The sequence below is a fragment of the Mesorhizobium sp. B4-1-3 genome, from assembly GCF_006439355.1.
Taxonomy (GTDB): Bacteria; Pseudomonadota; Alphaproteobacteria; order Rhizobiales; family Rhizobiaceae; genus Mesorhizobium.
Map to the genome: position 1 here is coordinate 106,735 of NZ_VFTG01000002.1, position 13,776 is coordinate 120,510.

Here is a 13,776-nt window from a genome sequence, read left to right on the forward strand (position 1 = left end):
TTTTGGCTCTCAGATGATGTACCCAATGAGTAAGCCGAATTCAATTGGTATGAAAGAAATTTTCCTGTGATTACATCTTAGACGGCGCATTGCCCCCGGCACTATCGCCGTCCGGGCGCGCCTTGTGAACCCAGATCGCATGGCGGATGCGCGCAATCCGGTAGGCGTCGAGGATCGCGAAGGCATAGATCAGGAAGCCGCCGGCATGGCGGCCGATGAAGCTGGCGTCGGCCGGAGCCAGCTTCATCGTTATCCAGCCAAGGATCACCATGAAGAACAGGAACTGCAGGCCGCGCGCCGGCATGCCGAGCATGACATGGCCGCTTGCCGGCAAGACGACCGCGGCGCCGAGCACGAGATAGGGATTCACGGGAGCAAGGGAGGCGGTTTCGTCGCTCATGCGGCCCGCCTTTCGCGCCGGTTGATGGCTTGGCGAAGTGTCGAGGCTGCCTCGAGCAGCCGTTCGATCAAGGCCGGATCGATCCCGGCATCCCCGAACGCGGCCTGCCGGAACACGCCGTAGCGTGCGCGCTCGGCCTCGGCCAGCAGCCACACGATGCGCACGCCCTTTGGCGTGATCAGCAATTCCTTGGCGCGGCTTTCGGCAAAGATGTCCGTATGCGCGGCGATCAGATCCTGGGGGAAGGCGACGCCTCTGCGATCCGTCTTGAGCACCGCGTCGGCGGGAAAGCCGAGCACCTTCGGCAGCGTGTGCGGCAGATGGTCGAAATTGGAGAATGTCGTTGCCGAATTCGGCCGCATCATCATGTCGAAGACACCCGGCATCGCGGTCGGCTCGGTGATCGAGACGCTGAGCCAGCGCGTCGGCAGCTTTCGTGTCGCCAGCGTGTCGACGATGGTGCGCAGCTGAACGCGCTGACCGTTCCAGGAACCGGCCCAGGTGACGACGCCGGCCGTGCCGTCGGAAATGTCGGCGGCATCGGGAACGACGCTGCGGACGCTTGCCATATCGGCGGCCAGGGCCGCCTTCGCCCTGTTGCGACTGGCGCGCGCGAGCCAGGCAATGTGGACGGCGACCGCCAATGCGATCGCCCCGGCAAGCAACACTGACGTCAGTTCCGACATTTTGACACGCCACGGCCCGCCGTCGACAGGCGGGCCTTCACTCCACTCAATAACCCTGCGGCTTCGGCCATGGCATGGAGAACTGGTCGCCGCGCCGCACGAACTTGTAGCGGTAGAAGTGGAACCACAGTGAAATCAAGAAATAGAAGGCGACCATCGCGATCAACTGCGAGCCGAAGCCGAGGAAGATGGCGAAATAGGTCACCACGCACAGGCAGAACAGCACGATCGCCGGCAGCGGATGGAAGGGATGCGTATAGCCGCGGCGGATCGAGCCGAGCGGCCATTTCCTCCTGAACATCATGATGTTGATGCTCATGAAGGTGTATTGCAGCACACCCGATAGGATGGAGAAGGTGATCGCCTGGTTGAGGTCGGCGATGAAGGCGAAGGCCAGCGCGATCGGCAGCAGGAACAGGATCGACCGATAGGGCGTGCGGTATTTCGGATGCACCGCCGAGAACCAGCTTGGCAGATAGCGGTCGCGGCCGAGTGAGAACCAGGCGCGCGCCGCGTCGTTGATGCAGCCATTGGCCGACGCAAGCGCCGCCAGAAGCGTCGCGACGAAGAGCAGGTTTTCGAGCAGCGGGCTGCCGGTCAGCTTACCCGCGTCCCACAGCGGATAGGGAGTGATGCCGAGATATTCCCAGGGCATCAGAGAGGCGCAGACATACCAGGTCATCGCGGCGGCGATCAGAAGCGTGATCATGCCGGCCATGGTGCCATAGGGCAGCGAGCGCGCCGGGGAGCGCACTTCCTCTGCTGCCTGCGTGGTGCCCTCGATGCCGAGATAATACCAGATGCCGAACTGGAAAGCGGCGATGACCCCGATCCAGCCATAGGGCAGTGCGTTGCCGGGCGTGACCAACTCGTTAAGCTTAAGCACCGCTCCTTGTGTCCACGGACTGACGGAGAAGAACAGGATGACGATTGAGACATAGGCGATCGCGGTAATGACGAAGTTGACGTTGAGCGTCATCAAGACGCCGCGATAATTGAGCCAGGCGAGCACCACGATGGTGGCGGCGATGAAGGAATTGTGCGTCAAGCCGTCCACACCCGCCTTGGCGACGATGGTGTCGCCGAGCAGGATCGCGTCCGACACTTCGAGCATGGTGTAGGCGAAGACCAGGAAGAGCGCGACATTGAAGGCCATCAGAGGCCCGACGATGTGCTTGGCCTGCGCATACTGGCCGCCGGCGGCCGCGACGGTGGACGTCACCTCGGAATCGATCATGGCGACCGAGGTGTAGAGCAGTCCGACGACCCAGCAGACGATCAGCGCGGCGAGCGAGCCGCCCTTGTCGGCCGAGAAATTCCAACCGGTGAACTCTCCAACCAGCACGATGCCCACGCCGAGCGCCCAGACGTGAGCGGGGCCAAGCACCCGAAGCAGCGAGACCCGGTCGCCGCTTGCTGTCGTTCCTACTGTGTCAACTGCGGCCGTCATTGCTCAGTCCCCACTCAAATCCGGTGTTTTTCGGAAACGGCTTCAAGCTCGCCCTCGCGCGAGGACGTCAGCACATCCTCGGAATAGCTCGTGTCGACCTTGAACCAGTCGTAGAGCATCCACAGCGCAAGAACGACCGAGATGCCCCAGCATGCGTAAGAAAGTGACAGCCACATGGTGCGCCTCCGGGCTTTATTTGTCGTTGAACTTCTCGTTGATGACCTCGCGATATTCGCGGTCGGAAGCTCGGAAAAGGAAGACGAAATAGGCGATCAGCACGATCGCCATGACGATCAGCGTCGGCCAGTCGGTGACGTAGTGAAAGCGGTTCTGGATGACGTCGTGCGCCGTCTCGGGCGTATAGCCCAGTTTCCCCCAGATCGAGGCCATCGTCGCGTTCTGGCCGAGCGCTTCCCAGGTCTTGGCGTCGAGCGCATCGATCGATTTCGCGGCGCCTGCCAGCCCCAATTTCAACGGCAGCCAGAGCGCCACGAAGATGGTCACCACAACGACCGCGATGTCGAAGATCTGCCCGGCCTTGCCTTGCTCCGGTGGTGTATAGCGCGCCATCTCTTTGTCCTCAGGATTTGCGGTTGCGGGCCGCGTCGGCATTCTTGATGTCGAGCCCGTAGATGAAGTCCTTGTCTTCCTTGTAATGCCTGACCATCGCGAGGATCGCGGCGGTGTTGAAAACCAGAACCGCGGCGGCGCCCACCGCCACGACGGCCTTGATGCCGCTGTGTGGAATGTATGGCCAGGTCATCAGGAGGACGAAGAGGATCGTTGCCCAGAGGCACACGATCAGGAGCGCGGACCCACGCACGTCGGAACGGTACAGCGCTTCGATGCGCTGCTGCATGTCGGACATCGGTTTTCCCCTTTCTCGACGTCCGGTCCCGAAACATCGGCCGGGCGTCCACTCTTTCAACAGAGTGAAATTTTTTCATAAATTCTGCCCGATTCTCGAAATTGTCAAGCTGGATTTACGTTTGGTAAACCGCTCGTGTCGGCCGGAAAATTTGCCTGACAATGAAATTATTTGCTTCAAGGGGATTGCGGGGCTTCGCCGTTTGCGGTCAATATTCAGGCAAGCTCCGCCACCAAGCAGGAGCAGGGAACAGCAACCGCTTAAAGCGACCTAAATTGGACGGAGGACGATCGGAATGACGGCATCCTGGAGATTCTCGACCCTGGCGGATCGCCATCGCGCGCTCGGCTCGAAGCTCGAGGACTGGAGCGGCATGGGCACCGCCTGGACCTATGACAAGGATGCCGACGAGGAATATGTCGCGATCCGCACCAAGGCTGGGCTGATGGATGTGTCCGGCCTGAAGAAGGTCCACATCACCGGCCCGCATGCCTCGCATCTGATCGACCTCGCCACGACGCGTGACGTGGAGAAAATCTATCCCGGCAAGTCCGCCTATGCCTGCATGCTGAACGAGGCCGGCAAATTCACCGACGACTGCATCCTCTACCGCATCAGCCCGAACTCCTGGATGGTCGTGCACGGCTCCGGCACCGGCCATGAGGAGCTGCAGCGTGCTTCCGTTGGGCGTGATGTCTCGCTGCGCTTCGACGACAATCTGCACGACCTGTCGCTGCAAGGCCCGACCGCGGTCGACTATCTCGCCAAGCATGTGCCGGGCATCCGCGACCTTAACTACTTCCATCACATGCAGACCCAGCTCTTCGGCTTGCCCGTCATGATCTCGCGCACCGGCTACACCGGCGAGCGCGGCTACGAGATATTCTGCCGCGGCCAGGACGCCGGCACGATCTGGGATCGGATCCTCGAGGAGGGCAAGAGCGCCGGCATCATCCCGTGCCGCTTCACCACGCTCGACATGCTGCGCGTCGAGAGCTACCTGCTCTTCTATCCCTACGACAATTCGCAGAAATATCCGTTCGAGAACGAAGGCCCCGGCGACACGCTGTGGGAGCTCGGCCTCGACTTCACCGTCAGCCCCGGCAAGACCGGCTTCCGCGGCGCCGAGGAACACTATCGGCTGAAGGGCAAGGAGCGCTTCAAGATCTATGGCGTGCTGCTCGAGGGCAAGGAGCCAGCGGACGAGGGCGCGCCCGTCTACCGCGACGGCAAGAAGGTCGGCGTGGTGACCTGCGCCATGTATTCGCCGCTGGTCGAGAAATCGATGGGCATCGCCCGTCTCGACGTCGACTGCGCGGTCAAGGACACCAAGCTCGAGATCCGCAACAGGAGCGGGTCGATCAAGGCGACGGCGCAGCCCTTGCCGTTCGACGATCCGAAGAAGACCAAGCGCACCGCCAAGGGTTGAGGCGTCATCAGCGGGGAGGGGTTTTAAAGCACTAGAGCATGATCCCGAAAAGTGAGAACCGGTTTTCGGAAGAGATCATGCTCCAACTGATCTAAGGAAGAATGGCAGCCAAGACGATCATCAGCCGGCCCATTTACGGAACGCTCTCTCCGCAGTCCGGCAAGCATCATCTCTTCATCGCCGATGCCGAAGGCGCGCTGGCGATCACGGATATGGCCCGCAAGGCTCCGCCCGGCTTTTTCGACGGTGCGGAAATCAACTTCATTCCAGGCCTGGAGGGCAAGCACATCGCGGCCCTGGAAGCATTGAAGCCGGCGCAACTGCACATCGCGCCGTCTTTCGCCAGCCTCCTGCCGCGCCTCAAGCAGACGCTGACCAACGCGCATATGGGGTTGCGCCTCTATCTTGCCGGCACCGAAGGTCTGATCGGGCAGGCGATGCAGGCAGCGCTTGAAGCCGGCATCGACCACACCTCGATTGAGACCGAACATCGCGGCTCGCTGGCGCGGCGCATGCAATGCGTGCACTGCAAGGGCATTACCGAGAATGTGACGACTCAGCCGGCGCTCTGCTCGCATTGCGGCCTGCTGCTTCTTGTGCGCGATCACTACTCACGCCGGCTCGCCGCCTTCCAGGGCGTGTGCATCAACGCCGAGGATCGCTCGGAGGTACCTCCGATGGAGGAAATTTTCCGATGAGCACCGGCACCACCAAGCTCAATGTCGTCGTCAGCGATGTCGTCCCGGTCAACGAGCTCGTGACGCGCTTCCATTTCCGTCGCCGCGACGGCGAACTGCTGCCGACCTTTTCCGGCGGCGCCCATGTCGTGGTCGAGATGCGCGACGGCAACCGCACCAGGCTCAATCCCTATTCGCTGATGGGCTCGCCGCTCGACACGCGCGAATACACGATCTCGGTGCGCCGCGACGATGCCGGCCGCGGCGGCTCGCTGTTCATGCACCGGCAGGTCAAGCCTGGCCTGGAGATGGTCATCAGCTATCCGGTCAATCTGTTCTCGCTCGATCTCAGGGCCAAGAAACACCTGATGCTGGCCGGCGGCATCGGCATCACGCCCTTCATGGCGCAGACGTCGCAGCTCGCCGGCGCCGGCGGCAATTTCGAGCTGCACTATACCTGCCGCACGGCTTCGCTGGGCACCTATGCCGATGTCTTGCAGCAGCGCTACGGCAACCGGGTCAGGCTCTATCACGACGACCGCGAGGAGCGCATCGATCTCGACAGGCTGTTGTCCTCGCAGCCGCTCGGGACGCATCTCTATGTCTGCGGCCCGGCCGGTATGATCAACTGGGTCCGCGACCGTGCCGCGGCGCTCGGCTGGCCGCCGGAAACCGTGCATTTCGAGCATTTCGCCGCGCCTCAGCCCGGCGCGCCTTTCGATGTGACCTTGGCCGTCAGCGGCAAGACGATCCGCGTCGGCGAGCAGCAGAGCCTGCTCGAGGCCATCGAAACCGCCGGCGTCGACCCGCCTTATCTCTGCCGTGGCGGCGTCTGCGGCCAGTGTGAGACCAATGTGATCTCTTCCGACGGCAAGTTCATCCACAACGATCACTGGCTGAGCGAGGAAGACCACCGTTCCGGCTGCAAGATCATGCCTTGCGTCTCGCGCTTCGAGGGCAAGTCGCTGGTCCTGGAAAGATAGGAGACGTCAATGGGCATCACCTTTCGCAAGGAAACGTTTCGCGACGACTACACCTTCAGGAATAGCCCGGAGCACATCCGGCGCTTTCCGTTTCCGTTCAACGAAGACAGCTACATGTACGCGGTCAACATCGAGCCGCATGTCGTCGGCCCGAAGGGCAGCGTGCTGGAAAACCTGATCGACGTCGACGAGCACTATGTCGCCGAGATGCAGGACCGCGCGTTGGTGCTGGCCGAGGATCCGCTGCGCTGCCAGTCGCTGCCGCATATGACTTTAGCCGGCTGGGACCTGCTCGAGCTTCTGATGGAGCAGCAGGCGCTCGGCTATCCCGAGCATTTCACGTTGGAGCGGAACGGCGACCGCTGGCGCTGGATCAACCGTCCGCTCGGCATCGACGACACCTTCACCTTCGGCGACACCTCGACCCTGCCCTATGGCCCGATGGAATACATCACCCGCCAGAGCCAGGGCGATTTCTGCATTCTCGACCAGCGCGACGGCAATCTGTGGATGGACGCCGGTATGGTCACTACCCAGGCCGACTGGTCGCTCGATTTCGACATCGGCATGAACTTCTTCGAATGGCACGCGCCGGTGCCGCTGGCGCACGAGAAGGGCATCTTCACCCGTGCGCTGAAATTCCTCACCAACATCCAGCAGGGCAAGCCGGCCAGGCGCCTCAACTGGACGATGACCATCAATCCGCGCCTCGACACCAGCCCCGAGAACTACCACAAATGGGGCCCGGATCGCGCCACGGTCACGCCCGAGAATGTCGGCCAGAAAGTGCATCTGCGCGTCGAATTGCAAAGCTTCTGGCGGCTGCCGCGCTCCAACGCCATCGTGTTTCCGATCCGCTGCTACCTGATCAAGATGGACGAGCTGGTCACTCAGCCGAAATGGGCCCGCCGCCTGCACCGCGTCATCCGTGACCTGCCGGAAGAGCTCGCAACTTACAAAGGCCTGACGCGGTATCGGCCCACGCTGGTCGAGTGGTTGTCGAAGCTGGATGACGGCAGCCCGACCAGCCCGGGATTCGGGCCGGACTAGGCGGACTCCCCCTCATCCGGCCGCTTCGCGGCCACCTTCTCCCCGAGGGGAGAAGAGGTGGGCGCCGGTGTCGACAATCTCCTCTCCCCTCGGGGAGAGGTCGGATTGCCCCGAATTGCTCTTTGCAATTCGGCCTTGGCAATCCGGGTGAGGGGGCTGCTGCAGTCCGATTAACCCGCGCTGTTCTGCGGATAGCAAATGATCGACAGATACCGCATCGGCAACTGCGTCAACTCTTCCGGTCCGTGCGGCGCGTCGGCGTCGAAGAACAGGCTGTCGCCGGGCTTCATCGGATAGAGATTGTTGCCGTGCCGGTAAACGACCTCGCCTTCGAGCATGTAGAGGAACTCCATGCCCGCATGCTGGAACGTCGGGAACACGTCCGAATTCTCGGTCAGGGTGATGAGATAGGGCTCGACCACGACGCCGCTGGTATTGGCGCCGATATGACCGAGCAGATTGTATTGATGGCCGGCGCGCGTGCCGCGCCGCTCGACATCGACGCCTTCGCCCGCCTTGACGAGGACGGCGCTGTGCTCTTCTTCGAAACGCCGGAAGAAGGCGGTCACCGGGACGCCCAGCGCCCGCGACAGCGCCTGCAGCGTCGTCAGCGACGGCGAGGTGATGCCGTTCTCGATCTTCGACAGCATGCCAAGCGAAATGTCGGTGGCCGCGGCGAGATCGGCGACGGTGATGCCGAGCTTCTTGCGGAAGGCGCGCACCTCGTGGCCGATCGCCACTTCGAGCACCTTCTCGCGCGTGTCGCGAATGGCATGCGGGTTCTGGGTCAGCGGCGTGCGGATCGTGCGCCCATCCGCCGAAACGCGCTTCGGCGGCACCTTGCTCTTGGCGGCCGCAGAGGGCTTTGTGTCAGAAGTCTTGTTTGCCATGTCGCCCTCGAATCCGCGGATTTATTTCACTCAAGGTGAACATATTCGGTGGCGATACGGAAGTGCAACCGCCACAGCAAGCCGCTGTATGTCGCAGCCGCGCTTCGCCCGCCTGGAGCCGTCGCCGCCTTCGCGCGGAAAAACCGTTCACGCAAACGCCGTCGCCGCAGATGTTTGTTGACAGCACCAAAGACCCAATTACTGTCACTGTGAGTGAAATTTGTTTCGTGAGAGCAATTCCAGGAAAGTGTCGAACGGTTTTCCGCCCGGAATTGCCTCAAGTCGAGAGTCGAAGTCGGAAAAGAGGAGGCCCGCAATGAAATCTCGTGTCGCCGTCATCGGAGCTGGGCCGTCGGGCCTAGCCCAGTTGAGGGCCTTCAAGTCGGCCGCCGACAAGGGCGCCGAGATCCCGGAGATCGTCTGTTTCGAGAAGCAGAGCGACTGGGGCGGGCTGTGGAATTACACCTGGCGCACCGGCCTCGACGAGCATGGCGACCCGGTGCATGGCTCGATGTACCGCTATCTGTGGTCGAACGGGCCGAAGGAGTGCCTCGAATTCGCCGACTATACCTTCGAGGAGCATTTCGGCCGGCCGATCGCCTCCTATCCGCCGCGCGCGGTGCTGTGGGACTACATCAAGGGCCGCGTCGAGAAATCCGGGGTGCGCAAATGGGTGCGGTTCAACACGCCAGTGCGCATGGTCACCTACTCCGACGAAACCAAGAGGTTCACTGTCACCGCGCACGACCGCACCAACGACTTGACCTATTCGGAGGAGTTCGACAACGTCGTCGTTGCCTCCGGCCATTTCTCCGTGCCCAACGTGCCCTTCTTCGAGGGCTTCCCCACCTTCAATGGCCGCATCCTGCACAGCCATGATTTCCGCGACGCGATGGAGTTCAAGGGCAAGGACATCTTGATCATCGGCCGCTCCTATTCGGCCGAGGACATCGGTTCGCAATGCTACAAATACGGCGCCAAATCGATCACCTCCAGCTACCGTTCCAAGCCGATGGGCTTCAAATGGCCGGAGAACTGGAAGGAAGTGCCGCTGCTGCAGAAGGTCGTCGGCAAGACGGCGCATTTCAAGGACGGCACGACCAAGGATGTCGACGCCATCATCCTGTGCACCGGCTACCTGCACTCCTTCCCCTTCCTCACCGACGACCTCAAGCTCAAGACCGCCAATCGCATGTGGCCGCTCGATCTTTATGAAGGCGTCGTCTGGGAGAAGAATCCGAAGCTCTTCTACATTGGCATGCAGGACCAGTTCTACACTTTCAACATGTTCGACGCGCAGGCCTGGTACGCGCGCGACGTGATGCTTGGCCGCATCAAGCTGCCCTCCGCCGAGGCGATGGCCGAGCACAGCGCCAAGTGGCGTGCCCGGGAAGAGACCCTCGAAGACGCCGAGCAGATGATCTGGTTCCAGGGCGACTACACCAAGGAGCTGATGGACCAGACCGATTATCCGGGCTTCGATGTCGAGGCGGTCAACCGCACCTTCATGGAGTGGGAGCACCACAAGATGGAAAACATCATGACCTTCCGCGACAACGCCTACCGCTCGCTGATGACCGGCACCATGGCGCCGTTGCATCACACGCCGTGGCTGCAGGCGCTCGACGATTCGATGGAGAGCTATCTCGAGGTGAAGGGCGTCGCGGCCGAGTGATGCTCGCAGTTCCAGCATAGCCACAAACAGAAGGGCAGCCCAGCGATATACTGGGCTGCCCTTGATCGTTTTGGGCTTACGGTCAGAAATACCCGTCCGACGCGGCCGTCGCTTCCTTGGGAATCTCCACGCCGTCGACCAGGATCTTGTCGACCAGCTCGTGATGGAAACACACCAGGCCCTTGATCCGCTCGGCCTCGTGCACCGGCTCGGGATAGTACCAGACGAGGTTCTCGTGCCGCTTCTTCGGCGTCGTCACGTGATAGTAGTTTGAGATGCCTTTATAGGGGCAGCGCGAGATGTAGCGGCTGGGCGAAAACATATCGAGCCGCGTATCCGAGATCGGCAGGTAGTGGCGCACCGGATGGCCGGTCTCGAACAGGAACACGCCGCGCCGTGAATCGGCCACCTGCTCGCCGTCAAGGATCACCTGCACGCGCCGCGACGAAGGCAGGCAGTCGACGCGGCGGAACGGGTCGCGGGCATGGACGAAGATCTCTTCGTCCTCCTCATACCAATGGGTCATCTTCGGCCAATAGAAGGATATGTAGTCCTGGATCGGCGGGCAGCCCTTGACCGGGTCGAGATAGCGCCATGCGCCGTCTTCGACCAGCGTGATGCCGGTATTCAAAGAATAATGCGTGGCGACGCCCTTGAACGGATCTTCCGTGACCGTCCGGCTCGGCAGCAGGAACTCCTCGCGCACGTCGCTCATCGGGAAGTAATAGACCGGCAGATGGTCGCTTTCCTGGAACACCAGCGCCTTGGTGGTGTCGGCGACGATCATCGGTCCCACCTGCACCCTGATCCGCTTGGGCGAGGGCATGGTGAAGGCGACATAGCCCGGTTCGAACTCGTATTGCACGATGCCGTCGAGTATCGGGAAATGCGGCCCGCGGCCGCGCAGATGGGGCTTGCGAATGGTACTTGTCCTTTTTTCGTCGTTTGCGGCCAGGGCTTTGCGCACGCTCATGGTCAACCCACCGATACACGATCGAGCAGCAGGCCCGCTGCGATCGGCGGCACGCCGCTGACGGTCTTGCGCACCGGCACCAGCAGGTCCGGGAAATAGCTGAAGATCACCGGCGTCTCGTCGAGCAGCAGCTTCTGGATGTCGGAAGCGGCCTTGCGCTGGGCATCGAGGTCGAGCGCCTTCAAATAGCTGTTGACCAGCCCGTCATAGGTCGCGTTCTTGAAATGCGCCGCGTTCCACGGACCGTCGCTGACCAGCGGGCTCTTCAGGAACACGTTCGGCACGCTGCGATGCGCGTAGTCGGTGATGCCGAGCGGGCTGTCCAGCCAGTCCGACTGGCCGAACACCGCCTTGCCGTAATATTTGTCCTGCTCCTCGATGTTGAGCGAGATGCGCGCACCGATCTCCTTGGCGAAGTTCTGGAAGAGCTGCGCATAGCCGGGGATGTCGGAATAGCGCAGCGTCGTCAGCATCATGTCGAAGCCGCTGGCCAGGCCCGCCGCCTCCATCAGCTGCTTGGCCTTGGCGATATCTTGCGTACGTTGCGCCACCGACTTGTCGGTGACCGGGAAGGCCGGCGCGAACGGGCTGTCGTTGCCGGTGGCCGCCATGCCGCGGCAGAGACCGTCGACCAGTTGGGAACGGTCGATGCAAAGCGCCAGCGCCTGGCGCACGCGCTTGTCGGTGAAAGGCGCCATGTCGCAGCGCATGTGGAGCTGGCGATGCGCGGTCGAGGCCACGGGCAGCACCTGGATGTCGGGGTTGCCCAGCACAACCTGGCTGACGTCGAGCGGGATGGCGTCGAGCACGTCGACCTCGCCCGCCTGCAGCGCGAGAATCCGCGGCTGCACATCGGCGTAGAACTTGAACTCGAGCCGGTCGGGCAGTGCTTTCTCGCCCCAATAGTCGGGGTTGCGCACGAAGCTCGCGCCGACCTTCGGCGTGTAGCTTTCGAGCCGGAACGGACCGGTGCCCTCGAAGGTCTTCTCGTAGTCTCCCTTGTAGCTCGCCGGCAGGATGACGGCGTTGTAATTGTCGATCGACACCGAATAGGGGAAGCTGCCATTCGGCGCGTCGAGATGGAACTCCACCGTGTGGTCGTCGACCTTGCGCGTGCCGCCCTTCGATAACAGGCCCTTGAACACCGACAGCGCGTTGGACGCGCCGTTCGGGTCTGCGAGGCGATCGAAGGTCGCCACAACGTCGTCGGCCTTGAAATCCTCGCCATTGTGGAATTTCACGCCCTTGCGCAGTTTGAAGGTCCACACGCTGCCATCGGCGTTGGGTGACCAGCTCTCGGCCAGCACCGGCTTCAGCGTCAGGTCGGGTTGCGTCACGCACAGGAACTCGGACGTCTGGAAGGCGAGCTGGTAGCTGCCGCTGTCGTAGAAAGTCACCGGATCGATGGCGCCGCCGGGCACGGCGACGCCAGCGCGCACAGTGCCGCCGGGCTTACCTTCGGCGCGTGCTGGCGGAGCGCCGAGACCGAGCGCCGAAGCGATGCCGCCGAGGAAGGGCAGCGACAGGCCGAGCACGCTGCCATGGCGCAGGAATTCACGCCGGCCGACCCTGCCGGCGAGCAATTCGTCGATAGCGGAATTTTCGATTGCGCTGAGGGTTTTGCGAGCGGCGTCGATCGTCCTGAAATGCTTCGGCATGGCGGCATTCCTTATTTGTCGCGGGGGACCTTGGCATTTAGGCCACTGTTGACCGCGACCGGGAAGCGATATTTTTTGATCGAAGCCATCGGAATTCTCGATGGCGAGGCACTGAAAGGTGGGAGCCATGGAGACCGAGAATCTGCGCAGTTTCCTGGAGGTCGCGGCCCATGGAAGCTTCACCGTCGCCGCCCACCGGCTGCACCTTGCCCAGTCGACGGTGAGCGCGCGCATTCGCGGCCTGGAGGAGCAGTTGGGCCGCAAGCTGTTCGTCCGCGATAGCGACGGCGTCACGCTGACGCCGGCCGGCCGGCAGTTCCTGCCGCATGCCTCGACGATCACCCGCACCTGGGAGCAATCGCGCCAGGACATCGCCGTTCCCGATGGCTACGAAACGCTGCTCAGGCTCACCGCGCCCGCTTATCTTTGGGACAGCATAACCTCGCCCTGGATCGACTGGATGCGCGCGAAGCGGCCGAACGTGGCGCTCCGGCTGGAAGGCAGCTTCCCCGATCTGGCGGTCGACCAGATCGCCGACGGCCTGCTCGACATCTGCATCCTCTATCTGCCTAAGCCGCATCCCGGCATCGTCTATGAGACCTTGGCCGTCGATCAGGTGGTTCTCGTCCAGCACACGGCGCAGCCCGGGCCGTGGATGGACAATTACATCCTCATGGACTGGGGGCTGGAGTTCCGTGTCGAGCACGACCGCGCCTTTGCCGGCATGGTGAAGCCGGCGATCTCAGCCGGGCTCGTGTTTATCGGCTTGCAGCACGTCCTGTCGCAGAAGGCGGCTGCCTATCTGCCGCTGAGCGCGGTCAGCACCCATGTCGAGCGCGGCGAGTTGAAGCGCGTCGAGAACACGCCGGTATTCCAGCGCCCGATCTATCTTGCCTATCCGGAGAACCCGGCCTCGTCCGATGCTCTCGACGTTGCGCTCGCTGGCCTGCGTACACCGGCCAGGAACCTGTCCAGCGGTCAGGCTTTCGCGGAAAGCGACCGCGCCTTCAGCATGGCCGGCACGGCGGCGTTCTGAC

The 13,776-nt window shown here is 62.4% G+C and carries 15 protein-coding genes; 6 read left to right on the plus strand and 9 right to left on the minus strand.

Annotated features, from left to right (window positions below; all coding sequences use genetic code 11):
- Nucleotides 1-70: 70 nt before the first annotated feature.
- From FJW06_RS03400 to FJW06_RS03425, 6 genes are read right to left on the minus strand one after another with little or no spacing between them, the layout of a single operon-like run.
- Nucleotides 71-400 carry a hypothetical protein gene (locus tag FJW06_RS03400; RefSeq protein ID WP_140747971.1) on the minus strand — a complete coding sequence of 110 codons (330 nt, stop codon included), beginning with the start codon at nucleotides 398-400 and terminating at the stop codon, nucleotides 71-73.
- Nucleotides 397-1,086 (minus strand): hypothetical protein, encoded by a 690-nt coding sequence (locus FJW06_RS03405; RefSeq protein WP_140747973.1) that lies wholly within the window; start codon nucleotides 1,084-1,086, stop codon nucleotides 397-399. Before FJW06_RS03405 ends, FJW06_RS03400 begins: the two co-directional genes overlap by 4 nt.
- A 46-nt stretch (nucleotides 1,087-1,132) precedes the next feature.
- Nucleotides 1,133-2,536, minus strand: coding sequence for an APC family permease (locus tag FJW06_RS03410; protein WP_140747975.1), 1,404 nt, complete (start codon nucleotides 2,534-2,536; stop codon nucleotides 1,133-1,135).
- Nucleotides 2,537-2,550: 14 nt separating this feature from the next.
- On the minus strand, nucleotides 2,551-2,712 hold the full coding sequence (locus FJW06_RS03415) for a hypothetical protein (RefSeq protein WP_140747977.1): 162 nt from the start codon (nucleotides 2,710-2,712) through the stop codon (nucleotides 2,551-2,553).
- Nucleotides 2,713-2,728: 16 nt separating this feature from the next.
- Nucleotides 2,729-3,106, minus strand: coding sequence for a hypothetical protein (locus FJW06_RS03420; protein ID WP_140747979.1), 378 nt, complete (start codon nucleotides 3,104-3,106; stop codon nucleotides 2,729-2,731).
- Nucleotides 3,107-3,116: 10 nt separating this feature from the next.
- Nucleotides 3,117-3,404 (minus strand): hypothetical protein, encoded by a 288-nt coding sequence (locus FJW06_RS03425; RefSeq protein WP_140747981.1) that lies wholly within the window; start codon nucleotides 3,402-3,404, stop codon nucleotides 3,117-3,119.
- Nucleotides 3,405-3,699: 295 nt separating this feature from the next.
- On the opposite strand from FJW06_RS03425, the gene FJW06_RS03430 reads away from it, so the two are divergent.
- The 4 genes from FJW06_RS03430 (at nucleotide 3,700) to FJW06_RS03445 (ending at nucleotide 7,543) form a co-directional block, all read left to right on the plus strand.
- A complete protein-coding gene (locus tag FJW06_RS03430) occupies nucleotides 3,700-4,833 on the plus strand; it encodes an aminomethyltransferase family protein (RefSeq protein WP_140747983.1) in 1,134 nt (377 codons plus the stop codon).
- Nucleotides 4,834-4,934: 101 nt separating this feature from the next.
- Nucleotides 4,935-5,531: a dimethylamine monooxygenase subunit DmmA family protein gene (locus FJW06_RS03435; protein ID WP_140747985.1), complete on the plus strand. Its 597-nt coding sequence runs from the start codon at nucleotides 4,935-4,937 to the stop codon at nucleotides 5,529-5,531.
- Nucleotides 5,528-6,493 carry a PDR/VanB family oxidoreductase gene (locus FJW06_RS03440; protein WP_140747987.1) on the plus strand — a complete coding sequence of 322 codons (966 nt, stop codon included), beginning with the start codon at nucleotides 5,528-5,530 and terminating at the stop codon, nucleotides 6,491-6,493. The genes FJW06_RS03435 and FJW06_RS03440 overlap by 4 nt, the downstream gene beginning before the upstream one ends.
- Before the next feature lie 9 nt (nucleotides 6,494-6,502).
- Nucleotides 6,503-7,543, plus strand: coding sequence for a DUF3445 domain-containing protein (locus FJW06_RS03445; RefSeq protein WP_140747989.1), 1,041 nt, complete (start codon nucleotides 6,503-6,505; stop codon nucleotides 7,541-7,543).
- A 170-nt stretch (nucleotides 7,544-7,713) separates the two neighbouring features.
- Here the strand turns inward: FJW06_RS03445 and FJW06_RS03450 are convergent, their stop codons facing one another.
- Nucleotides 7,714-8,433 (minus strand): helix-turn-helix domain-containing protein, encoded by a 720-nt coding sequence (locus FJW06_RS03450; RefSeq protein WP_140747991.1) that lies wholly within the window; start codon nucleotides 8,431-8,433, stop codon nucleotides 7,714-7,716.
- A 316-nt stretch (nucleotides 8,434-8,749) separates the two neighbouring features.
- Here FJW06_RS03450 and FJW06_RS03455 point away from each other — a divergent pair, with 316 nt between their 5' ends.
- A complete protein-coding gene (locus FJW06_RS03455) occupies nucleotides 8,750-10,108 on the plus strand; it encodes an NAD(P)/FAD-dependent oxidoreductase (RefSeq protein WP_140747993.1) in 1,359 nt (452 codons plus the stop codon).
- An 82-nt stretch (nucleotides 10,109-10,190) separates the two neighbouring features.
- Here FJW06_RS03455 and FJW06_RS03460 read toward each other — a convergent pair whose 3' ends face one another.
- Together FJW06_RS03460 and FJW06_RS03465 are read right to left on the minus strand one after the other, a co-directional pair.
- Entirely contained in the window at nucleotides 10,191-11,081 is an 891-nt protein-coding gene (locus tag FJW06_RS03460; RefSeq protein ID WP_140747995.1) for a DUF427 domain-containing protein, read from the minus strand.
- Nucleotides 11,082-11,083: 2 nt separating this feature from the next.
- Nucleotides 11,084-12,739, minus strand: a complete 1,656-nt coding sequence (locus FJW06_RS03465) for an ABC transporter substrate-binding protein (protein ID WP_140747997.1) — start codon at nucleotides 12,737-12,739, stop codon at nucleotides 11,084-11,086.
- A gap of 127 nt (nucleotides 12,740-12,866) precedes the next feature.
- On the opposite strand from FJW06_RS03465, the gene FJW06_RS03470 reads away from it, so the two are divergent.
- Nucleotides 12,867-13,775 (plus strand): LysR family transcriptional regulator, encoded by a 909-nt coding sequence (locus FJW06_RS03470; RefSeq protein ID WP_140747998.1) that lies wholly within the window; start codon nucleotides 12,867-12,869, stop codon nucleotides 13,773-13,775.
- The last annotated feature ends 1 nt before the right edge of the window (nucleotide 13,776 follow it).